The sequence below is a fragment of the Bradyrhizobium yuanmingense genome, assembly GCF_900094575.1.
In the GTDB taxonomy this organism is placed as follows: Bacteria; Pseudomonadota; Alphaproteobacteria; order Rhizobiales; family Xanthobacteraceae; genus Bradyrhizobium; species Bradyrhizobium yuanmingense.
Genome location: NZ_FMAE01000005.1, coordinates 233,900 through 255,145 on the forward strand (window position 1 = coordinate 233,900; position 21,246 = coordinate 255,145).

Annotated in this window: 17 protein-coding genes; 9 read left to right on the forward strand and 8 right to left on the reverse strand. The window is 65.8% G+C overall.

The window, feature by feature from the left end; translation table 11 throughout:
- Window positions 1-60: 60 nt before the first annotated feature.
- Window positions 61-1,380: a 30S ribosomal protein S12 methylthiotransferase RimO gene (rimO, locus tag GA0061099_RS18495; protein ID WP_036028101.1), complete on the forward strand. Its 1,320-nt coding sequence runs from the start codon at window positions 61-63 to the stop codon at window positions 1,378-1,380.
- A 100-nt stretch (window positions 1,381-1,480) separates the two neighbouring features.
- On the opposite strand, the gene GA0061099_RS18500 is transcribed toward rimO, so the two are convergent.
- Window positions 1,481-2,422 (reverse strand): hypothetical protein, encoded by a 942-nt coding sequence (locus GA0061099_RS18500; protein WP_036028102.1) that lies wholly within the window; start codon window positions 2,420-2,422, stop codon window positions 1,481-1,483.
- Between the two features lie 123 nt (window positions 2,423-2,545).
- On the opposite strand from GA0061099_RS18500, the gene GA0061099_RS18505 reads away from it, so the two are divergent.
- The 3 genes from GA0061099_RS18505 to GA0061099_RS18515 all read left to right on the forward strand — a co-directional run bounded on the left by GA0061099_RS18505 (window position 2,546) and on the right by GA0061099_RS18515 (window position 5,903).
- A complete protein-coding gene (locus GA0061099_RS18505) occupies window positions 2,546-3,703 on the forward strand; it encodes a tetratricopeptide repeat protein (protein ID WP_225152646.1) in 1,158 nt (385 codons plus the stop codon).
- Between the two features lie 97 nt (window positions 3,704-3,800).
- Window positions 3,801-4,442: a hypothetical protein gene (locus tag GA0061099_RS18510; protein WP_036028106.1), complete on the forward strand. Its 642-nt coding sequence runs from the start codon at window positions 3,801-3,803 to the stop codon at window positions 4,440-4,442.
- Window positions 4,443-4,712: 270 nt separating this feature from the next.
- A complete protein-coding gene (locus GA0061099_RS18515) occupies window positions 4,713-5,903 on the forward strand; it encodes an acetylornithine transaminase (RefSeq protein WP_036028107.1) in 1,191 nt (396 codons plus the stop codon).
- A gap of 113 nt (window positions 5,904-6,016) precedes the next feature.
- Here the strand turns inward: GA0061099_RS18515 and GA0061099_RS18520 are convergent, their stop codons facing one another.
- The 3 genes from GA0061099_RS18520 to pcsA form a co-directional block, all read right to left on the reverse strand.
- Window positions 6,017-6,991: a quinone oxidoreductase family protein gene (locus GA0061099_RS18520; protein ID WP_036012480.1), complete on the reverse strand. Its 975-nt coding sequence runs from the start codon at window positions 6,989-6,991 to the stop codon at window positions 6,017-6,019.
- Window positions 6,992-7,076: 85 nt separating this feature from the next.
- A complete protein-coding gene (locus GA0061099_RS18525) occupies window positions 7,077-7,802 on the reverse strand; it encodes a TerC family protein (protein WP_036028109.1) in 726 nt (241 codons plus the stop codon).
- Window positions 7,799-8,578, reverse strand: coding sequence for a phosphatidylcholine synthase (gene pcsA, locus GA0061099_RS18530; protein WP_036012484.1), 780 nt, complete (start codon window positions 8,576-8,578; stop codon window positions 7,799-7,801). The genes GA0061099_RS18525 and pcsA overlap by 4 nt, the downstream gene beginning before the upstream one ends.
- 87 nt (window positions 8,579-8,665) lie before the next feature.
- Between pcsA and GA0061099_RS18535 the strand changes: the two genes are divergently transcribed.
- A complete protein-coding gene (locus GA0061099_RS18535; RefSeq protein WP_036028110.1) occupies window positions 8,666-9,850 on the forward strand; it encodes a UbiH/UbiF family hydroxylase in 1,185 nt (394 codons plus the stop codon).
- A 227-nt stretch (window positions 9,851-10,077) separates the two neighbouring features.
- Here the strand turns inward: GA0061099_RS18535 and GA0061099_RS18540 are convergent, their stop codons facing one another.
- Entirely contained in the window at window positions 10,078-11,031 is a 954-nt protein-coding gene (locus tag GA0061099_RS18540; RefSeq protein ID WP_036012489.1) for an AEC family transporter, read from the reverse strand.
- A gap of 106 nt (window positions 11,032-11,137) precedes the next feature.
- Here GA0061099_RS18540 and hspQ point away from each other — a divergent pair, with 106 nt between their 5' ends.
- Complete coding sequence (gene hspQ, locus GA0061099_RS18545; RefSeq protein ID WP_024341905.1) at window positions 11,138-11,470, forward strand: heat shock protein HspQ; 333 nt, start codon at window positions 11,138-11,140, stop codon at window positions 11,468-11,470.
- Between the two features lie 73 nt (window positions 11,471-11,543).
- On the opposite strand, the gene GA0061099_RS18550 is transcribed toward hspQ, so the two are convergent.
- Window positions 11,544-12,374 (reverse strand): invasion associated locus B family protein, encoded by an 831-nt coding sequence (locus GA0061099_RS18550; protein ID WP_036012492.1) that lies wholly within the window; start codon window positions 12,372-12,374, stop codon window positions 11,544-11,546.
- Between the two features lie 258 nt (window positions 12,375-12,632).
- On the opposite strand from GA0061099_RS18550, the gene GA0061099_RS18555 reads away from it, so the two are divergent.
- The 3 genes from GA0061099_RS18555 (at window position 12,633) to GA0061099_RS18565 (ending at window position 17,307) form a co-directional block, all read left to right on the forward strand.
- On the forward strand, window positions 12,633-14,489 hold the full coding sequence (locus GA0061099_RS18555; RefSeq protein WP_036028119.1) for an extracellular solute-binding protein: 1,857 nt from the start codon (window positions 12,633-12,635) through the stop codon (window positions 14,487-14,489).
- Window positions 14,490-14,493: 4 nt separating this feature from the next.
- Window positions 14,494-15,996, forward strand: a complete 1,503-nt coding sequence (locus GA0061099_RS18560; RefSeq protein ID WP_074447962.1) for a class I adenylate-forming enzyme family protein — start codon at window positions 14,494-14,496, stop codon at window positions 15,994-15,996.
- A gap of 87 nt (window positions 15,997-16,083) precedes the next feature.
- Entirely contained in the window at window positions 16,084-17,307 is a 1,224-nt protein-coding gene (locus GA0061099_RS18565; protein WP_036028112.1) for a hypothetical protein, read from the forward strand.
- 132 nt (window positions 17,308-17,439) lie between these two features.
- Here GA0061099_RS18565 and mfd read toward each other — a convergent pair whose 3' ends face one another.
- Window positions 17,440-20,958: a transcription-repair coupling factor gene (mfd, locus tag GA0061099_RS18570; protein ID WP_036028113.1), complete on the reverse strand. Its 3,519-nt coding sequence runs from the start codon at window positions 20,956-20,958 to the stop codon at window positions 17,440-17,442.
- The gene (locus GA0061099_RS18575) at window positions 20,955-21,245 is read right to left on the reverse strand and encodes an FAD assembly factor SdhE (RefSeq protein WP_036028114.1); all 291 of its coding nucleotides are present in this window, start codon (window positions 21,243-21,245) and stop codon (window positions 20,955-20,957) included. The genes mfd and GA0061099_RS18575 overlap by 4 nt, the downstream gene beginning before the upstream one ends.
- Window position 21,246: the final 1 nt, after the last annotated feature.

Sequence of the window (21,246 nt, forward strand, 5' to 3'; positions counted from 1 at the left end):
CATCGGTTCAATTACTTGGATCGCAAATCCAGACAATTCAGATAGGCTCCAGGCGATTACATGGACAGAGCGCCGCGCATTTCATTCACGTCACTCGGGTGTCCCAAGGCCTTGGTGGATTCCGAGCGCATCATCACGCGGCTGCGCGCGGAGGGCTATGAGCTCGCCCGCAAGCATGACGGGGCGGACATCGTCATCGTCAACACCTGTGGCTTCCTCGACAGCGCCAAGCAGGAATCGCTCTCGGCGATCGGCGAGGCCATGGCCGAGAACGGCAAGGTGATCGTGACCGGCTGCATGGGCGCGGAACCGGAAGCGATCGAGCAGGCCTATCCGGGCGTGCTGTCCATCACCGGCCCGCAGCAATATGAGAGCGTGCTGGACGCCGTGCACCGCGCGCTGCCGCCGGCGCACAATCCGCATCTCGATCTGGTGCCGCCGCAGGGCATCAAGCTGACCCCGCGCCACTACGCGTACTTGAAGATCTCCGAAGGCTGCAACAACCGCTGCACCTTCTGCATCATCCCGAAGCTGCGCGGCGACCTGGTCTCGCGCCCCGCCGATGACGTGCTGCGCGAGGCCGAGCGGCTGGTCGGTGCCGGCGTCAAGGAGCTTTTGGTGATCTCGCAGGACACCTCGGCCTATGGCGTCGATCTGAAATACGCCGAGAGCCCGTGGAAGGACCGCCAGGTCCGCGCCAAATTCCTCGACCTCGCGCGCGAGCTCGGCGAGCTCGGCGCCTGGGTCCGGCTGCAATATGTCTACCCCTACCCGCATGTCGACGAGATCATCGCGCTGATGACGCAAGGCAAGGTGCTGCCCTATCTCGACATTCCGTTCCAGCATGCGAGCCCCGAGGTGCTGAACGCGATGAAGCGTCCGGCGGCGCAGGACAAGACGCTGGCGCGGATCAAGCGCTGGCGCGAGGAATGTCCCGATCTCGCCTTGCGCTCGACCTTCATCGTCGGCTTCCCCGGCGAGACCGATGCCGATTTCGCCTATCTGCTCGACTGGCTCGACGAGGCCGAGATCGACCGCGTCGGCTGCTTCAAATACGAGCCGGTCGCCGGCGCCACCTCGAACGCGATCGAAAACCCGGTGCCCGAAGCGGTCAAGCAGGAGCGCTACAACGCGCTGATGGCCCGGCAGCAGAAGATCTCGGCGCGCCGGCTGAAGCGCAAGGTCGGCACGCGGCAGCAGGTCATCATCGACGAGGTCGGCCCGACGGTGGCCAAGGGCCGCTCCAAGGCCGATGCGCCCGAGATCGACGGCGCAGTCTATCTCTCCAGCCGCCGTCCCTTGCGTGTCGGCGAGATCGTCACGGCGAAGATCGAGCGCGCCGACGCATACGATCTGCACGGCAGCGTCGCGGGATTCTGACCGCGTTCCGTCATTGCGAGCGTAGCGAAGCAATCCAGAATCCCTCCGCGGGAACAGTCTGGATTGCTTCGCTGCGCTCGCAATGACAGTGTAGAGACAATCACGCCAGCCATTTCGGCACCCAGCGCTCCGGCCTTGGTGCACGGGCGAGATCGGCTTTCGCCTCGGAGAGCAATGCCGGTTCGCCGTCGATGGTCGGGCGTACATCGTATTCGAAGCTCGGCATGACGCGGCCGTCGGTGTAGAGTCCGAACCTCATCGCGTACCATAACCCGAGCTCAGGCTGAGCCTTCCACATCTGTTCGCGCAGCTCGCGCAGCAGGGATTCGATCGAAGCGGCTTCCTCGAACGGCTGCGGCCCGCGCGTCAGCACGCGCGCTTGGTATTGCTTGCCGACGATTGCGACCTCGAAACGCGTCTTATCCCAGCCATTCTTGCCCTTGGGCAGATGGGCGGCCAGCCGCCAGCCGAGTTCGGCCATCATGCGATGGTTGGCCCAATAATCCTCGCGGTCCCGGCTCCATTTTTCCATGAAGCCGCGGAAATCAGGCAGCTCCGGAGGCCCGTCGTCACACGCCGCCTTGTCGCCAACGGGCTGTCCAGCGAGCCATTGCGCAAGTTCGACGGTCTGAGGCTCGACTTCGTCATGCGGCTTCAGATCGCTCCAGGCCCTGTCGAATTGCTGCGACGTCAGCCTCGTCAGCAGCGCATCGAGGCTCGGCGCCAGCAATTCGTAGTCACCCTCGGATCCCAGCCCGACGATCGGTGGATTGTCACGATCAAGACCCGCGCCATACCAGCCGCCGACGGCCGAGCCGTCAGGCAGGCGCATGAACAGCGAGAACCGGTCGCGCAAGGAACTGCCGTCGACGATCGGCGCGGAGTCCGAGAATTGGCCCTGCAGCGAGAAGCAGCCGACGCTGCCCCAGGGACGCCCCTTCAGCCAGGCCGCAAAGTCGACCAGCAGCGGCGGCGCCTCGATGCCAGGCGGAAACGCGCCGCGAATGCTGTCGAGGTCGATCGGATAGGGCGTATCGGACAAGGCTTTGAGCTATCTGGTTGGTCCCGCCTTCTTGGTCTGGGCGGTGATGCATTCGGTTCGAACCAAGTCGCGTCCTTCGATCACAAACGCGCTAGAGGCGCAATGGTTTCGACGCGAGAGACAATGAAACACGATGAAACGTCAGGGATTCTCCTCAAGCTGTCCGCACTCGGCCTGACGATAACCCTGCTCGCGCTGCCGGCCCCCGCCGACGCGCGATCACCATCCGCCGCGCAGGCCCGCCAGTGGTGCTTCGCAAATGACGGCGGAGGCAGTGACGACCGGCGCTTCGCCGGCTGCTCGGCCCTGCTCAAGGCCAATCCCGACGATGTGCACGCGCTCGCCAATCGCGGCGAAATGTTTCGGCGACGTGGCGAGCCCGAGCGCGCCGTGGCGGATTTCAGCCGTGCCATCGACCTCGGTGCGAAGGATCCCGACATCCTGTACAATCGCGGCATCGCCAATGACGATCTCGGCGACGCCGATCGCGCCATTGCCGACTACACGCGCGCCATTCGGCTGAACGCCCGCGACCCGCTCTATTTCAACAACCGAGGCAACTCCTACATTCACAAGAACGCTTACGAGCTCGCGATGGCCGACTACGATCGGGCCATCAAGCTCGATCCGAAATTCGCGCTCGCCTATTTCAATCGCGGCACCGCCTTCAGCAACCACGGCGACGATGCGCGTGCACTTGCGGACTTTAATCTGTCGATCAAGTTCGACCCGAACTACGGGCCGGCCTACGGCAACCGCGCCCGCATTTATCGCGACCGCGGCGACCGCCCCCGAGCGCTGGCCGATTTCGCCAAATCGGTCGATCTCAGTCCGAACAACGACCGCGACTACTATGCGCGCGCGAACATGTATTTCGATACGCACGATTATGCGCTGGCACTCGACGATTACGACCGCTCCATCAGAGCGAATGCGAACCGCGCGGACGTGTTCAATTCGCGCTGCTTCACCCGCGCGATCGTCGGCCGCCTGCAGGAGGCGCTGGCCGATTGCGAGCAGTCGCTCAAGATGGCTCCCAACGATGCCTACACGCTGGACAGCCGCGCCCTTGCCCATCTCAAGCTCGGCAATCTCGACGCGGCGATCGCCGATTACGATGCCGCGCTGAGCATCAAGCCGGGGCTCGACGGCTCGCTCTACGGCCGCGGACTGGCGAAGCGCAAGAACGGTGACAGCGAAGGCGCCGTGCGCGACATCGCGGCCGCAAAGGCGATCAACGCCGGCATCGCCGATGTGTTCTCGCACTATGGCGTGGAGTAAGCGTCACGTTAGGAATGTGACACTATAATGCATTCACGCAGCGGTCACGGACTCGGCCTAACTCTGCCCGCGTCTTCAACGCGAGCGAGGGATGAGGATGAGCCGCCTCTCGGACATGCTGCGCACGCAGCGCTTCGACGATTACCGCTTCTACCACCAAAGCACCGTCAACCAGACGCTGCACCTGATCAGCGCCGTCATCTTCCTCGGCTGCTATGCCCTGCTGTTCAAGGACCCTGCTCTCGCCGGCATCGTCGGCTGGCTCGCGATGCTGACGCGGCAGACCGGGCATTTCTTCTTCGAGCCGAACGGCTATGACGCCGTCAACGGCGTCAGCAACGAACACAAGGAAGCGATCAAGGTCGGCTACAATCAGGCCCGCAAGATCGTGCTGCTGCTGGTCTGGGGCAGTGCGCCGCTGGCGCTGTTCGCCTTTCCGACGCTGTTCGGATTGTTCGATGCGCCGGCGTCCCGCCTCGATTTCGTCCGGCATGTCGGCGCGCTCTGGCTCGCCATCGGCATCGGCGGCGGACTTGCGCGCATGCTGCAGCTCTTCGCCACCCGCGACGTCACCACGGGCTTGGTCTGGGTGTTCAAGGTGCTGACCGACCCCTTCCACAACATCGCGCTGTACTGGAATTCGCCGCTCAAGCTGCTGCGGGGCGAGCTGATCGACACCGCAATCGCGGATGCGGATTGGGGCGATGCAGAGGCCGAGGAAGCCGCGCACCCGACCTGACCGATGCACGCTCGGCGTGCATCTTGAAAAAAGCCTGCTTGACAAGTCCTGCCATTCGGCTGTACGGACCCGCCCCATGATCAACGCCCGGACCAACCAGCGCACCGAAATGCTCCGCCGTCGCTCCCGCGACGACGAGAGGGTGCGCCATGTCCGAGGACGCCGCTGAACCACTGAATTCAGCTAGTTTTCGAGAAAGGCCGCACCCGCAAGGTGCGGCCTTTCTGCTTTTTGCGCCCTTTTTTCCACCCGCCTCCAGAGGAGTACGACATGACCACGCATCCGTATGACGCGCTGATGGACATCACCGCACGGCCCAAGACCGTGTTCGTCCGCGGCGCCGGCTCCTACCTCTGGGACGACAGCCGCAAGCGCTATCTCGATTTCGTGCAGGGCTGGGCCGTGAACTGTCTCGGCCATTCCCCGCCCGCGATCGCCGACGCGCTCGCAGCTCAGGCCAAGCGGCTGCTGACGCCGAGCCCGGCCTTCTACAACGAGCCGAGCCTCAAGCTGGCGCAGGCGCTGGTCGAGCACAGCGCGTTCGATCAAGTGTTCTTCGCCAATTCGGGCGCTGAAGCCAACGAAGGCGCGATCAAGCTCGCGCGCAAATATGGCAGCCTGCACAAAGGCGGCGCGTTCGAGATCATCAGCTTCGAAGGCGGCTTCCACGGCCGAACGCTGGCGACGATGTCGGCTTCAGGCAAGAAAGCGTTCGAGCCGCTGTTCGAGCCGAAGGTCGCGGGCTTCAAGAAGGCCAAGCTGAACGACATCGGCTCGGTCGAAGCTCTGATCAACGCCAACACCGTCGCCGTGATGCTCGAGCCGATCCAGGGTGAATCCGGCGTGTGGCCTGCGACCGATCAGTTCCTGCAGCAGCTGCGCGCGCTGACCGAAGCGCACGGCCTCCTGCTTATTTTCGACGAGATCCAGACCGGCATGGGACGGACCGGAAAGCTCTTCCATTATGAGCACACGGCGATTGCGCCCGACATCATGACGCTCGGCAAGGGCATCGGCGGCGGCGTGCCGCTCGCGGCCCTGCTCGCGAGCGAACGCGCCTCATGCTTCGAGCACGGCGATCAGGGCGGCACGTTCAACGGCAACCCGATCATGTGCGCGGCGGGCCTCGCGGTGCTCGAGGAGGTCAAGAAGCCCGACTTCCTGAAACAGGTCGCCGAGACCGGCCTCCTGCTCGAAAGCGAACTGCAGAAGGTCTCGGCCCGGCATGGCCTCGGTGGCGTGCGCGGACGCGGCCTGTTGCTCGCGCTCGATCTCAAGCTGCCGATCGCACCCGGCATCGTCGCGCAGGCGTTCGAGGCCGGCGTGCTGCTGAACGCCCCGCAGGTCGACAGCTTGCGCTTCATGCCGGCGCTGAACGTCACGAAGGAAGAGATCGCCGAGATGATCGAATGTCTCGACGCGATCTTGACCAAGGCCGGCGCGGCAAGACGCGTCGCGTAGTGCTGTAGGGCGGGCAAAGCGAAGCGTGCCCACCATTTTTCACCGCAATGAAGATGGTGGGCACGGCGCTCCGCGCCTTTGCCCACCCTACGAAACCGCCGATGCCGAAAGAGCTACGGCTTCAAGATCGAAGCCCCCGTCGTCTTGCGGCTTTCGAGATCGATATGCGCCTTGGCGGCGTCCTTGAGCGCGTAGGCGTGGTTGATCGGCACGTGCAGCTTGCCGTTAATGACCGCGGCGAACAGGGTGTCGGCGCCTTCGAGCAGTTCCTTGCGCGTGCCGACATAATCGTTGAGCTTCGGTCGCGTCGCGAACAGCGAGCCGTGATTGTTGAGCTCGGCAATCGCGAATGGCGGCACGGGGCCCGAAGCATTGCCGAACGAGACGAACATGCCGCGCGGCTTCAGGCAGGACAGCGAGCCCGGGAACGTCGCCTTGCCGACGCCGTCATAGACGACGTCGCAGCCCTCGTTACGGCTGATCTGCTTCACGCGCGCAACGAAATCCTCCTCGTTGTAGAGGATGACGTGATCGCAGCCATTGGCCTCCGCAAGCTCGGCCTTCTCGCGCGAGCCGACGGTGCCGATGACATGCGCGCCAAGCGCCCTCGCCCACTGGCAGGCGAGCAGGCCGATGCCGCCGGCGGCGGCGTGGACCAGCACGCGATGATGCGGCTCGACCTTGAAGGTCTTGTGCAGGAGATACCAGACCGTCAGCCCCTTCAACATCAGCACGGCACCCTGCTCGTAGGTGATGTGATCGGGCAGTTTGACCAGCTTCTCCCAGGGGATGTTGCGCTCGCCGGTATAGGCGCCGAGATTGTGGTAATAGGCGACGCGGTCGCCGGGATGAAAATTCGTCACGCCTGGCCCGACCGCGACCACCTCGCCGGAGGCCTCATTGCCGGCGATGAAGGGCAGCCCCGGCGCCTTGTAGAGGCCGGTGCGGTAATAGACGTCGATGAAGTTGAGGCCGACCGCGTGCTGGCGGATGCGCACCTCGCCGGGCCCGGGCGCCGGCACGTCGACGCTCTCATAGACCAGGGCTTCGGGGCCTCCGACCTTGTGCACACGGATGGCTTTCGTCATCACCTGACCTCCTCTTCGTGCGGCTGAGCGAAAGCTATCGCGCCCGCCTTGTCAACTCGACGCCGACTGGAACGACCCAACGCGACTACTTGGCGGCTTTCCGGCGGTTGCGCCTGGCCAGCACGTTGAAGAACTCCACCGCCGCCGAGAACGCTATTGCGAAATAGATGTAGCCGCGCGGAATGTGGAAGTGGAATCCGTCCGCAACCAGCGCGACGCCGATCAACACCAGGAAGGCCAGTGCCAGCATCTTGGTGGTCGGATGCTCCGCGACGAATCGCGCCACCGGACCCGCCGAAACGTACATGACCGCGCATGCGATCACGACCGCCGCGATCATGATCTTGATGTCCTCGGCCATGCCGATCGCAGTGATGATCGAGTCCAGCGAGAACACGATGTCGATGATCACGATCTGGACGATCACCCAGACGAAGGCGCTGCCTGTGGAGTCCTTCTCGCTCGCGTCGTGATCGGATTCGACCTCGCCGTGAATCTCATGTGTGGCCTTGGCGATCAGGAAGAGGCCGCCGCCGATCAGGATGAGATCGCGCCAGGAAAAAGCATAGCCCTGAATCGAGAGCACCGGAGCGGTCAGGCCGATCAGCCAGACCAGGAGACTGAGCAGGATGAGGCGAAAGACCAGTGCCAGCGCAAGCCCGATCTGGCGGGCGCGCTGCGCCGGTTTCTCGGGAAGGCGCGAGACGAGCACCGAGATGAAGATGACGTTGTCGATGCCGAGCACGATCTCGAGCGCCGTCAAGGTGAGCAGCGCGGCCCAGGCTTCCGGGCTGGTCAGCAGCTCCATCACGCCGATAATCTCGCCAGGGATTTCGCCAACCGGATCAAGGCATCGCTGAAGCTGATCCAGAGCGCGATGGCGCAGAGCACGACGGTCACCCCGGTGCCGACGCGAAAATCCATTTGCAGCGTGTAGAAGGCGAGCAGCGCCCAGACCGCGATCAGCGACATCGTCAGCCAGCGCAGCCGCACCACCCTGACAGGGTGCAGCACATGGAAAGGCACGAACGTCAGCACGACCAGCGCGGCGACCAGCAGCGTCGCCCACAGCGGCGGCCAATGCAGCAGGAACAGATAGAACGCGGCCGCGTTCCAAAGCGCCGGGAAGCCGCGGAAATGATTGTCGTCGGCCTTCATGCGCTGGTCGGCGAAATACAACGCGCTGGTCACGATGATGGCGATGCCGAGCAAGGGAGCCGCTACCGGCAGCAGCATGCCGCTCGCGACGATCGCATAGGCCGGCACGAAGACATAGGTGCAGAAGTCGACCACGAGATCGAGCACGTCGCCCGACCAGTTGGGCTGCACGTTCTTGACGTCGAGCCGCCGCGCGATCGGCCCGTCGATCGCGTCGATGATCAGGGCGACGCCCAGCCATTGAAACATCGCCGCCCAGTGCTCGCGCACGGCCTCCAGCATCGCCAGGAGCGCGATTGCCGCGCCGAAGGCGGTGAAGATGTGTACCGAGAAGGCTGCGGCGCGGATCACCGGTCTCGGCTTCAGGGAATCCTGCTGAATATCCATGGCTTCTGCTATCAGAATGCGACCGGTTTGCACATCCGCCATTGCGGCGCACGATCGCAAAATTCGCCATAAAATCAGGGAAATATAGGTGGGCTTGAATTTGCCGCCCGGCGTGTCAAATGTCGTTCCATGGTAGACGCATCGACACTCCATGACGCGGCCGTGATCGGCGGCGGACCTGCCGGCCTTGCCGCGGCGATCGCCCTGGCGCAGGCGGGTGCCCGGACCGCACTGGTGGCGCGCCGCGTTTCCTATGCCGACAATCGCACCACCGCATTGCTCGGCGCCTCCATCGATCTACTGGAAGGCCTCGACGTCTGGTCGCGCTGCAGGGACAAGGCGGCTGCGCTGGAAGTCATGCGCCTCGTCGACGACACCGGCCGGCTGTTCCGCAGCCCCGAGGTGCGCTTCTCCTGTCACGAAATCGGCCTCGATGCGTTTGGCTACAATATCGACAACCGCTCGCTGATGCTGGCGCTGGAAGCGCGCGCGGCCGAGCTGCCCAATCTCGTCCGCTTCGACGACGAGGCCGAAAGCGTCGTCATCGAGGCCGACGACGTCGCGCTGCGCACGGCGTCCGGACAGTTTCTCTCGGCGCGCCTCGTGGTCGGCGCCGACGGCCGGCACTCGCTGTGCCGCGAGGCTGCTGGCATCGCCGTGACTCGGCGCGAGCTGAACCAGACTGCGCTGACCTTCAACATCAGCCATGCCCGGCCGCATCGCAACGTCTCGACCGAGTTCCACACGCCGCACGGGCCTTGCGTGTTCGTGCCCCTGCCCGGCGACCGCTCCAGCATCGTCTGGGTCGCAGCGCCTGCGGAGGCTGAACGGCTGCGCGGCTTGAGCGACGAGGCGCTGTCGGCGGCGATCGAGAAACAGTCGCATTCGATCCTGGGACGGATGAATGTGGAGCCTGGCCGCAATCTGTTCCCGCTCGCGATCGAGCGTCCGAAATGCTTCGGCCGCGACCGTATCGCGCTGGTCGGCGAAGCCGCCCATGTGGTGCCGCCGATCGGCGCCCAGGGCCTCAATCTCGGCCTGCGCGATGCCGCCGACATTGCCCGGCTCGCGGGCGAGGCCATCGCCGCGGGACAGGATCCCGGCGCCGACGATGTGCTCAAGCGCTATGACCGCGCGCGGCGTCCGGACATCTTGAGCCGTACCTTTGCGATCGACATCGCCAACCGCTCCTTGCTCAACGACTTCCTGCCGCTCCAGCCCGTCCGCGCCGTCGGCATGCACCTCCTCGGCGCCATCGGCCCGCTCCGGCGCTTCGCCATGCGCGAAGGCCTGACGCCGACCTGGCGCAGGTAGCTCCGAAGCGCGTTAGGTTGGACGACTTCACCGCTGGCTCGGTGCAATCTCTCCCGCTTGCGGGGGAGGTCGGCGCGAAGCGCCGGGTGGGGGCTCTCTCCGCGACGGGATTTTTTCTGCACTCTCGACAATCCCGACGCGGAGAGAGCCCTCTCCCCGACCCTCTCCCGCAAGCGGGAGAGGGAGCGCACCGGCCCGCGGAAGAGATCAAGCCAATCTCATCACCATCAAGGAAACGCCAACCGTCCCGTCTGGATCGCCCACATCACGCTGGTCAGCGTGACCACCGAGGCGAAGGTGCCGAGCAGCACCGCGACGGAGGCGGACTCGATCCAGGCATCGTTCTGCCGGGCGATGACGAACACGTTGAGCGCCGGCGGCAGCGCGGCCATCAGCACGGCGGTGGCGGCCCAGGGCTGCGCGAACGGGCCGAACGCCAGCATCAGGGCGAACGCCGCGAGCGGATGGATCAGCAGCTTGACCGCGATCACGCCCGGCACCTCCCACGGCACCCGATCGAACGGGCGGAGCGCCACGGTCACGCCGAGCACGAACAGCGCGGTCGGCGCGGCCGCGTTCTGCAGGAAGGTGATGGTGCGGTCGAGCGCGACCGGCAGCTCGATATGCAGCGCCGCCACCGCCGCGCCGAAGCAAGCCGACATGATCAGCGGATTGAGCACGATCTGCTTCAGCACGACGCCGAAAGCATGGACGAGCGAGGGATGGTCGCGGTCGGAAAGCTCGATCAAGAGCGGCACGATCGTGAACAGGAAGATGCTGTCGCAGCAGAAGATCAGCGCGGTCGGCGCAGCCGCCTTCGGCCCCAGCACCGCAAGTGCGAGGCCCGGGCCCATATAGCCGATATTGCCGTAGCCGCCGGAGAGGCCCGCGAGCGTCGCTTCGCGCAGCGTCAGCCGTCCGAATAGCTTGCCGACCACCAGCGCCAGCGTGAATGCCGCGACCGTCGAGAGCGTCGTCGCCACCAGGAACGGCGGGTTATTCAATTCCGAAAACGGCGTCTTCGACATGATCGCAAACAGCAGCGCCGGCAGCGACACGTAGAGCAGGAAGAAGTTCATCCAGGCGAGCCCCGATTCCGGGATGGACTTGACCTTCCCGCAAGCGAAACCGACGAAGATCAAGCCGAAATAAGGCAGCGCCAGATTGAGGATATCGACCATTGCTGAAGTTTTTTCTGAAGGCTTGGGGGCTATCCGCCCCGGAGACGAAGGTTAATTCCAGCTGAGGGCACTAGCATCGGCCACAATCCTGGTCTATCGACGGGGGATGATTAAAGCGCGGACCGCCAAATTCCAGATCGGACAGGTCGTTCGCCACCGGATCTTCTCGTTCCGGGGGGTGATTTTCGACATCGATCCGGAATTCAACAACACCGAGGAATGGTGGTTGTCGATTCCCGAGGAAGTGCGGCCCCACAAGGACCAGCCGTTCTATCACCTGCTCGCGGAGAACGCGGAATCCGAATACGTCGCCTATGTCTCGGAGCAGAACCTGTTGCCGGACGATTCCGGCGAGCCGGTCCGGCATTCCCAGGTCGCCGAGATCTTCGTCAAGGACAAGGCCGGCGGCTATCGCCCGCGCAATCCCTCGCTGAACTGATCGTCGTGATCGTCGGCCAGCAAAAAAGGCGCTCGAACCGAGCGCCTTTTTCACGTCCGGGATTTGCTCCCGATTACTTCTGACCGGTCGGAGCCGCGCCCGGTGCGCCACCACCCTGCTGCTCGAGCTTCTTGCGCTGCTCTTCGGCCTTCTTCTGCAGCTCTTCCTGCAGCTTCTTCTGGGTTTCCTCGAACACCTTCGGATCGGTCGGCGGACCGTCATAGGCCTTCTGGAATTCGCCGGCGAGCGGCAGCGGCAGCGTCAGCGGCGCGCCGTTGGCATTGATCGCCTGGACAACGAGATTCTGGCCCTTCTTCATGTTGTTGATGAGCTCGGGCGTGGCCTCGTAGTCGGACATGCAGCCGTTCTGGAAGCAGATCACATAGGGCTGCTGCAGCGGCGCGTTGCTGTCGACGATGATGCGGGTGCCGTGCACGAGCTGCATGCCGAGCGGCAGCGTCACGCGCAGGATCTTCTTGGGCTCGCCTTCCGGCTCGATGATCACGGCCGCGATGACCGGCTGGCCCGATTCGATACGGCCGTCCTTGCCGGTGAAGCAGACCTGCTTGGCATTGGCGTCCTGGCCCTTGAGGCAGAACTTGGTCCAGGGCGCATAGATCAGCTGGATCTGCTGATCGGCGGGCTGAGCTGCGCCCTGCTGCGGGGCGCCTTGCTGCGGGGGAGCCTGAGGGGATGCTGCGGGCGCCGGAGCCTTGGGAGCTGCCTTGGGAGCAGCCGCCTTCGGAGCCGGGGCCGGGGAGGCCTTGGGCGCGGCGGGGGCGCCGGGGGCCGGCGCAGGGGTCTGGGCCTCGGCGGCAAACGGAACGGCCAACGCCGTCGCCGTCAACAGGGCGAGAAGTCGCCCGCGCGGCCGGACGGACGCGGCCAAGTAACGGAAATTCATTGCGGAAAACCCTTTCTGAACGGGAAGTGCCCGAACCGCTCCGAAGCGCCGAACCTGGCCGCCTTGGGCGCGGCTCTCTCCCCGTCAATTGAGGCGGATAAGTGACGGGCTCGACGCTCTTGCGCGATTGGGTGCCTTCTTAACGTGGCCGACGAAAAGATCAATGCCGACAAGCGTCTTTGGCCGGTCTGGCGCGAAAGCCCCATCAAATTCCCTGTGATAAGATTCGCCCGACGGTCCTCGAATCACCTTGTGCCGATGTTCATGTTCCAGCGCCTCTTCGAGGGCCCCGGCCTCCGCCCCTATACGCTTGCCCTTGCACTTGCCCTTGCGCTTGCCGGGATGCTGTCGGCAGGCACCGCCGCGGCCGAGGAGGCCCACGCGATCGCCATGCACGGCAAGCCGGCGATGCCCGCCGACTTCAGCCACATGCCCTACGCCGACCCCGATGCCCCCAAGGGCGGCCGTCTGACCTGGGGCATTCTCGGCACCTTCGACAGCCTCAATCCCTTCATCGTGAGGGGATTGGCGGTGCAGCCGGTCCGCAACTACGTGGTCGAGAGCCTGCTGGCGCGCGGGCAGGACGAGCCGTTCACGCTTTACGGCCTGCTCGCCAGGACCGTAGAAACCAATGACGAGCGAAGCTTCGTCACCTTCCGTCTCGATCCTCGCGCCCGCTTCTCCGACGGCAAGCCGGTCACGGCCGAGGACGTGCTGTTCTCCTGGCAGCTGCTACGCGACCGCGGCCGCCCCAATCACCGGCAATACTACGCCAAGGTCGCCAAGGCCGAAGCGCCCGACCCCCTCACCGTCCGATTCGACCTGACAGGCGCCAACGACCGCGAGCTGCCGCTGATTCTCGGCCTGATGCCGATCCTGCCGAAGCACGCCATCGACGTCGCGACCTTCGAGGAAACGACGCTGACCGCGCCGATTGGCTCGGGCCCCTATCGCGTCACCGCGGTGAAGCCCGGCGCCAGCGTGACGCTTGCGCGCAATCCCGATTATTGGGGCCGCGACCTCGCCATCAATCGCGGGCTCTACAATTTCGACGAGATCCGGCTCGACTATTTTCGCGAGGCCAACGGGCAGTTCGAGGCGTTCAAGCGCGGCCTCTACGATTTCCGCGTCGAGCACGAGCCGCTGCGCTGGCACGACGGCTATGACTTTCCGGCAGCCAAAAGCGGCGAGGTGATCCGCGACACCGTCAAGCCCGGCCTGCCGCAGCCGTCCGAATTCCTGGTGTTCAACACCCGCCGTCCTGTCTTCGCCGACATCCGTGTGCGGCAGGCCCTGACGCTGCTGCTCGATTTCGAGCTGGTGAACCGCAGCTATTTCTTCGGGCTCTATTCGCGCGTGGCCGGCTATTTCGCCGGCTCGGAACTGTCGGCCCATGGCAGGCCTGCGGATGCGCGCGAGCGCGAGCTGCTCAAACCGTTCGCCACACGGATGCCGCCCGACATCCTGGACGGCAGCTACCGCCTGCCGGTCACTGACGGATCAGGCCGCGACCGCACCACGCTGCGCGCCGCGCTGAAGCTGCTGTCGCAGGCCGGCTACGATCTCGACGGCACCGTGCTGCGCAATCGCGCGACCAAGAGCCCCTTCACCTTCGAGATCATGGTCACGACGCGCGACCAGGAGCGCATCGCGCTCGCCTTCCAGCGCGACCTCAGGCGCGCCGGCATCGAGGCCAGCGTGCGCTCGGTCGATCCCGTGCAATTCGACCAGCGCCGGCTCGCCTACGAGTTCGACATGATCCAGAACCGCTGGGACCAGTCGCTGTCGCCCGGCAACGAGCAGTATTTCTATTGGGGCAGCGCGGCCGCGGACAATCCGGGCACCCGCAACTACATGGGCGCCAGGGATCCCGCCGTCGATGCCATGATCGCCGCCCTGCTCGAGGCCCGTGAACATACGGATTTCGTTTCGGCAGTGCGCGCGCTCGACCGCGCTCTGATCGCGGGCTTCTACACAATCCCGCTGTTTAACGTATCGGAGCAATGGATCGCGCGCTGGAATCGGATAGAACGGCCCAAGACCACCTCGCTCTCGGGCTATTTGCCGGAGACCTGGTGGTCGAAGGGGCAGCCGCAAGCTCATCAAGCGAAGTGACGCCGTGAACCAGCCAGCAATATCGCCGACGCTCGACACATTGTTTCAGCGCACGCTGATGCGGCAGCCGCACGCGACCGCCCTGCTCGATCCGCTCAACAAGGCACGCATCACCGGGCACCAGCCGCGGCGGATGAGCTATACCGAGGCCGATACCGCCATCGAGGCGCTGTCGGCGCATTTCGTCGAATCCGGCCTGCCCGCCAATTCCGTGATCGCGATCCAGTTGCCCAACACGGTCGAGTTCGTGCTGACCGTGCTCGCCGCCCATCGCGCCGGCCTCGTCGTCGCCGTGCTGCCGCTGCTCTGGCGCCATGCGGAACTGACCGCAGCGCTCAACCGCACCGCCGCGCGCGCCATCGTTACCATGAGCACGGTCGACGGCGTCAGCTATGCTGATCTCGCCATGCACGCCGCGGCCGAGGCGTTCTCGATCCGGCACGTCTACGGCTTCGGAAGCGACCTGCCCGAAGGCATGGCTTCGCTCGACGACGTCCTGGCACGCCCGCCCGGCACCACGCGCGCCGTGATCCAGGACGGCCGCAAGGCGGCCATGATCTCCTTCGACGTCACGGCGGAGGGCTTCCGTCCGGTGCCGCGGCCGCATTTCAGCCTGATCGCGGGCGGCCTTGCGATGTCGCTCGAAGCCGACATCAAGCAGGGCGCGACCGTGATGGCGGCGTTCACGCCGATGTCGTTCGCAGGGCTCGCCTCCTCGCTCGCGGTGTGGCTGCTCTCGGGCGGCACGATGGCGCTGCATCATCCGTTCGAGAACGATGTGCTGGAGCAGCAGATCAACGAGCACGAATGCGAGGTGCTGATCGCGCCGGCGCAGCTCGCGCTGCGGCTCGGCGATGCCGACCTCGCGGCGCGGATGCCCACTTTGCGCAACGTCATCGGCCTGTGGCGCGCGCCCGAGCAGGTCGCGGCAAGCGATGCCTGGATCGCGCCGCATGCGCCGCTGACCGACGTCTACCTGTTCGGCGAGGCCGGATTGTTCGGCGCCCGCCGCGGCGAGGACGGCATGCCGGTGCCGGTGATGCCGGGGCCGCACGGCGCTCCGCGCGAGCAGTCCGGCTCCTCCATCGCCGGCGAGATCCTGCTGACGCCGAAGGGCACGCTTGGCCTGCGCGGCGCGATGGTGCCGATCGCGGCCTACGCCCCGCCGCAGCCGGTCGGCGAGACGCTGACGGCGCAGCCGCCGCGTGACTATGTCGACACCGGCTATGCCGCGCGGCTCGATCGCCCGAGCGGCGCGATCTGCATCACCGCGCCGCCCTCCGGCATCATGGCCGTCGGCGGCTATCGCTTCCTCTCAAACGACCTGCAGGAATGGGCGCGCCGGCTCGGCCAGGGCGCGCTGCTCACGGCGCTGCCCGACCGCCTCTCCGGCCACCGGCTCGCCGGGCGCGCCCAGGACAATGCCCGCGCCCGCGAGGCGCTCAGCGAGCTCGGGCTTAACCCCCTGATGGTCGAGGCTTTTCGCGACCGCTCTGGGCCGGTCTAGGCGCGGTTTCAGCGCCTGCGTTGACGCAGCATTAAGGCGGCCAACCTAGATTGCGGCGGCAAATTGTTGCGCGATCAGAGTTTTTACATGTCCCAGGCGGGCCCGATCCTGTTTGTGTCCGATGCCGAACGCCCCGCCTTCGTGGCGGCGCTGGACGAGGACCGGCTCTTTCCCGTTGTCGACACCGACTGGACCAGCGCGCCGCGCGCGGTCGAAGAGGTGCAGCCGGCCGCGGTTCTCGCTGCGGTCCATGCCGGGCACGAGCCGCATGTGACGCGGCTTGCTCAGAAGATCGCCGCTCAATCGCCTTACCTGCCCTTCGTGGCCCTGGATGCGGCGGGCACGCTGCCGCACAACGCCCTGCCCTTCTCCTCGCGCGGCGGCAATCCCGACCGGCTGATCGCGCGGCTCCGGGCGGCGCTGCGCGTGCGGACATTGCACGCAACGGTTCTGCGCCGGCTGCCCGAAGTGAAAGTCGCGCTGCCGCAGGGCGATCCCGCACGCGATGCCACCGTGCTCCTGATCGGCCGCGGCGCGGCTTACCCTGCGCTCTCCGTCGCGTTCGGCGAACGCGTCGGCGTGGTCGGTGCGCTCTCGATCGAGGCTGCCGCGAAACACCTCAACACCCGCGATCTCGACGGCGTCGTGCTCGCCGAAGGTTTTACCGCGCGCGTGACCGATGCGTTTCTGACCGTGCTCGCCGAAGACACCCGCTTCCGCAGCCTGCCCGTGGTTGTCACCGCCCACCAGCTCACCCAGAGCTACGACCTGCCCAATCTCGAGCTGATCACCGGCGAGCCGCCGAGGATCGCGGCCAACGCGCTACCCTTGATCCGCCAGCACGCCATGGAAGCGCAGCTGAGCCGCACGCTACGCTCGATCGATGCCGGCGGCTGGCTCGATCCGCGCAGCGGCCTGCTCACGGTGGAAGCCTTCGCCCGCGATTTCGCCAAGGCGGTCGAGCAGACGCTCGCCCGCGGCGGCGGCCTCTCGGTCGCGCGCTTCGCCTTCGATCCCAACAATCCCCGCGCCCAGCTCGACGCCGCCCGCATCCTCAGCCGCCTGATGCGGCAGATGGACTTTGGTGCCGCGCAGAAGGACGGCTCGGTCATTGTCGTGTTCGCCGAGACCGACTTCCGCACCGCGCACATGATCGCGCGTCGTCTCTCGGCAGTGATGCGGCACACGTCCAACGGCAAGCACGAGATGCGCAGCGATCCCGTGGTCAGCGTGGACTCGCTGTCGCCGTCGGATACGGCAAGGTCCTTGCTGGCGCGGCTGTCGGCGGACGCGTCAAGGGCGGCGTCTTAGCTTTCTCGCGGGCTGTCGCAATAACCACCGTCATTGCGAGCGCAGCGAAGCAATCCAGAATCCCTCCGCGGAAAGACTCTGGATTGCTTCGTCGCAAGGGCTCCTCGCAATGACGCGGTGAGGCCGGTGCCTCTACGCCGCCTTCTTGCTCTCGGCGAGCTGCGCCAGCTGCCGCATGATCTCCGTGGTGCCGGCAAGACGCTCTTCCGGGGTCTCCCAGTCCTGCAGGAACACAACCTTCATGTCGGGCCGCACCTTGGCGGCCTGGCCGTAGCTGCGGATGAAGCTCACGAGGCGCTCGGGATGGGCGAAGGAATTGTCGCGGAAGACGATGACGGCGCCCTTCGGGCCGGCGTCGATCTTCTCGACATTGGCCCGGCGGCAGAACGCCTTGATCGCGGCGACCTTGAACAGATAGCGCACCTCGTCCGGCAGCACGCCGAAGCGGTCGCGCATCTCGGCGCCGAAATTCTCGATCTCCTCCTCGGTGTCGAGATCGGCCAGGCGCCGGTACAGCGACAGCCGCACCGAGAGGTCGCTGACATAGTCCTCCGGAATCAGCACGGGCATGCCGATGGTGATCTGGGGCGACCAGCGATCGGCGGCGGGCTCGGAGACGCCGGCCTTGAGGTTGACGATCGCCTCCTCCAGCATCGACTGATAGAGCTCGAAGCCGACCTCCTTGATGTGGCCGGACTGCTCCTCGCCGAGCAAATTGCCGGCGCCGCGGATGTCGAGGTCGTGCGAGGCGAGCTGGAAGCCGGCGCCCAGCGTCTCCAGCGACTGCAGCACGGTGAGCCGGCGCTCGGCCTGCGCCGTGATCTTCTGCTGCGCCGGCAGCGTGAACAGCGCATAGGCCCGCAGCTTGGAGCGGCCGACGCGGCCGCGCAGCTGGTAGAGCTGGGCAAGGCCGAACATATCGGCGCGATGCACGATCAACGTGTTGGCGTTGGGGATGTCGAGGCCGGACTCGACTATGGTGGTCGACAACAGAACGTCGAACTTGCCGTCGTAGAACGCGGTCATGATGTCCTCGATCACGGCCGGCGGCATCTGGCCATGCGCGACCGCGACCTTCATCTCGGGCACGTTCTTGTCGAGGAAGTCCTTGACCTCGGCGAGATCGTCGATGCGCGGCACCACGTAGAACGCCTGGCCGCCACGATAGCGCTCGCGCAGGAGCGCTTCGCGGATCATCAGGGGATCGTGCGGGGCGACGAAGGTTCGCACCGCGAGACGGTCGACCGGGGGCGATGCGATGATCGAGAGCTCGCGGACGCCGGTCAGTGCCAATTGGAGCGTGCGCGGGATCGGGGTCGCCGACAGCGTCAGCACGTGCACCTCGGCGCGCAGCGCCTTCAACCGCTCCTTGTGGCTGACGCCGAAATGCTGCTCCTCGTCGACGATGAGCAGGCCAAGGTCGCGGAATTTGATCGCCTTGCCGAGCAACGCGTGGGTGCCGACGACGATGTCGACCGAGCCGTCGGCGATACCCTTCTTGACCTCGTTGAGCTGCTTGGTCGGGATCAGGCGCGAGGCCTGCGCGACGTTGACCGGGAAGCCTTTGAAGCGCTCGCTGAAGGTCCGGTAGTGCTGACGCGCCAGCAGCGTGGTCGGCACCACGACCGCGACCTGCTTGCCGTCGAGCGCCACGGCGAAGGCGGCGCGCAGCGCCACCTCGGTCTTGCCGAAGCCGACGTCGCCGCAGATCAGGCGATCCATCGGGCGGCCCTTTTCGAGATCCTTCAGCGTGGACTCGATCGCGCCCAGCTGGTCCTCGGTCTCGTCATAGGGGAAGCGTGCGCAGAACTCGTCGTAGACGCCCTGCTGCACCGGCAGCTTCGGCGCTTCGTGCAGCATGCGTTCGGCCGCGATCTTGATCAGCTCGCCCGCGATCTCGCGGATGCGGTTCTTCAGTTTTGCTTTTCGGGTCTGCCAGCCCGAGCCACCGAGCCGATCGAGCTCGACCGTGGTTTGATCAGAGCCGTAACGCGATAAGAGCTCGATGTTCTCGACCGGCAGGAACAGCTTGGTCTCGGCGGCATAATGCAGCTCGAGGCAGTCATGCGGCGCGCCGGCGACGTCCAGCGTCTGCAGGCCGATGAACCGGCCGATGCCGTGATCGACGTGGACGACGATGTCGCCGGCGGTGAGGCTCGTCACCTCCGAGATGAAATTGTCGAGCTTGCGACTGGCCTTGCGCGGCCGCACCAGGCGATCGCCAAGGATGTCCTGCTCGCTGATGACGGCGATCTCGTCGGTCTCGAAGCCGCTCTCGAGGCCGAGCACGGCGAGCATGGTCTCGTTGCGCGGCGTCGCCTGCACCGTCCGCCACGAATTGACGCTGGTGGTGTGGGCGAGCTTGTGGTCGCGCAGCATCGAGGTCATGCGGTCGCGCGAGCCCTCCGTCCACAGCGCGATCACGACCTTCTTGCGCTGCGCCTGCAGCGCCATGACGTGGCTGACCACGGACTCGAACACGTTGACATTGCTGTCGTTGCGCTCCGGCGCGAAATCGCGGCCCTTGCGCGCACCTGCATCGACTACGCCGGTGCCGTCGGTCGGCACCGAGAACGGCGTCAGCCGCGCCAGCGGGATCGCGCCGAGGCGCTTGGTCCATTCCTCCTCGGTCAGGTACAGCCGGTCGGGCGGCAGCGGCTTGTAGATCGCGCCGCCGCTGGGATGCTCCATCGCATCGCGCCGGGCCTCGTAATAGTCAAGGATCTGCTTGAAGCGCTCGCGCACGGCGTCCTCGGCCTGCGGCTCGATCGCGATCGCAGCGCCTTGCAGATAATCGAACAGCGTGTCCATCCGGTCCTGGAACAGCGGCAGCCAGTGCTCCATGCCGGGATGGCGGCGGCCTTCGCTGACCGCCTCGTACAGCGCATCGTCGCGCTCGGGCGCGCCGAACTCGGCGACATAGCCCATGCGGAAACGGCGGATGGTGTCGGTGACGAGCTGGAACTCGGAGACCGGTACGAGGTCGAGCGAGCGCATGTCGAGCAGCGTGCGCTGGGTCTCCGCGTCGAAGGAGCGGATCGATTCCAGGCTGTCCCCAAAGAAGTCGAACCGCACTGGCTGCTCGAGGCCGGCCGGAAACAGATCCAAAATGCCGCCGCGCACGGCATATTCGCCGGGCTCGCGCACGGTGGAGGAACGGTTGTAGCCGTTGTGCTCGAGCCAGGCGACAACGGTGTCCATCGGCACGACATTGCCCGGCGCGACCGACAGCGCCTGCGCCGCGACCAGCTCGCGCGCGGGCACGCGCTGCACCACCGCGTTCACCGTGGTCAGCACGATCAGCGGCTTGTCGCTGCCGGTGAGCGAGGCCAGCCGCGCCAGCGTGGTCAGGCGCTGGGCGAGCACGCCGCCATGCGGCGAGACGCGGTCATAGGGTTGGCAGTCCCAGGCCGGGAAGGTCAGCACCGGCAGATCGGGCGCGAAGAACCGCAAGCCGCGTTCGAGCGACTGCATGCGCCCGCCGTCGCGGCAGACCACGGCGAGGCTGACCGCCGGCTTCTTCGGCCGCGCCGCGATGGCACGGGCGAGATCGGAGACGACGAGGCCTTCGGCACCTTCCGCGACATTGGCGAGCGTCAGCGCGCGGCCGGGCGCGAGCAGCTCGGCCGGAGATTTCATTCCCTGCTTCATGCGTTGCCGTCCGCGATCGGGAACGCCTTGATGCGGGCAAACAGCGCGCCGGTGACGTCGGCCGGCAGCACCTTGTCACCGGTGATGGCGGCATAGAGATCGGGATCGTTGACCTCGAGCAAGGTCTCGAGCTGGCTCAGCTCGTCGTCGGACAGATTGCCGATCTCGGCATCCGCGAAGCGGCCGAGGATCAGGTCCATCTCGCGCGTGCCGCGGTGCCAGCAGCGGAACAGAAGCCGCTTGCGGCGGTCATCCAGCCCGCTGCTCGATCGTGTCGTTCCCGTCATG

What these genes read in the sequence shown, in the direction of transcription:
- rimO (WP_036028101.1), top strand. Translation starts at nt 61, where the DNA reads ATGGACAGAGCGCCGCGCATTTCATTCACGTCACTCGGGTGTCCCAAG.
- GA0061099_RS18505 (WP_225152646.1), top strand. Translation starts at nt 2,546, where the DNA reads ATGAAACACGATGAAACGTCAGGGATTCTCCTCAAGCTGTCCGCACTC.
- GA0061099_RS18510 (WP_036028106.1), top strand. Translation starts at nt 3,801, where the DNA reads ATGAGCCGCCTCTCGGACATGCTGCGCACGCAGCGCTTCGACGATTAC.
- GA0061099_RS18515 (WP_036028107.1), top strand. Translation starts at nt 4,713, where the DNA reads ATGACCACGCATCCGTATGACGCGCTGATGGACATCACCGCACGGCCC.
- GA0061099_RS18520 (WP_036012480.1), bottom strand. Translation starts at nt 6,991, where the DNA reads ATGACGAAAGCCATCCGTGTGCACAAGGTCGGAGGCCCCGAAGCCCTG.
- pcsA (WP_036012484.1), bottom strand. Translation starts at nt 8,578, where the DNA reads ATGGCGGATGTGCAAACCGGTCGCATTCTGATAGCAGAAGCCATGGAT.
- GA0061099_RS18535 (WP_036028110.1), top strand. Translation starts at nt 8,666, where the DNA reads ATGGTAGACGCATCGACACTCCATGACGCGGCCGTGATCGGCGGCGGA.
- GA0061099_RS18540 (WP_036012489.1), bottom strand. Translation starts at nt 11,031, where the DNA reads ATGGTCGATATCCTCAATCTGGCGCTGCCTTATTTCGGCTTGATCTTC.
- hspQ (WP_024341905.1), top strand. Translation starts at nt 11,138, where the DNA reads ATGATTAAAGCGCGGACCGCCAAATTCCAGATCGGACAGGTCGTTCGC.
- GA0061099_RS18550 (WP_036012492.1), bottom strand. Translation starts at nt 12,374, where the DNA reads ATGAATTTCCGTTACTTGGCCGCGTCCGTCCGGCCGCGCGGGCGACTT.
- GA0061099_RS18555 (WP_036028119.1), top strand. Translation starts at nt 12,633, where the DNA reads ATGTTCATGTTCCAGCGCCTCTTCGAGGGCCCCGGCCTCCGCCCCTAT.
- GA0061099_RS18565 (WP_036028112.1), top strand. Translation starts at nt 16,084, where the DNA reads ATGTCCCAGGCGGGCCCGATCCTGTTTGTGTCCGATGCCGAACGCCCC.
- mfd (WP_036028113.1), bottom strand. Translation starts at nt 20,958, where the DNA reads ATGAAGCAGGGAATGAAATCTCCGGCCGAGCTGCTCGCGCCCGGCCGC.
- GA0061099_RS18575 (WP_036028114.1), bottom strand. Translation starts at nt 21,245, where the DNA reads ATGACGGGAACGACACGATCGAGCAGCGGGCTGGATGACCGCCGCAAG.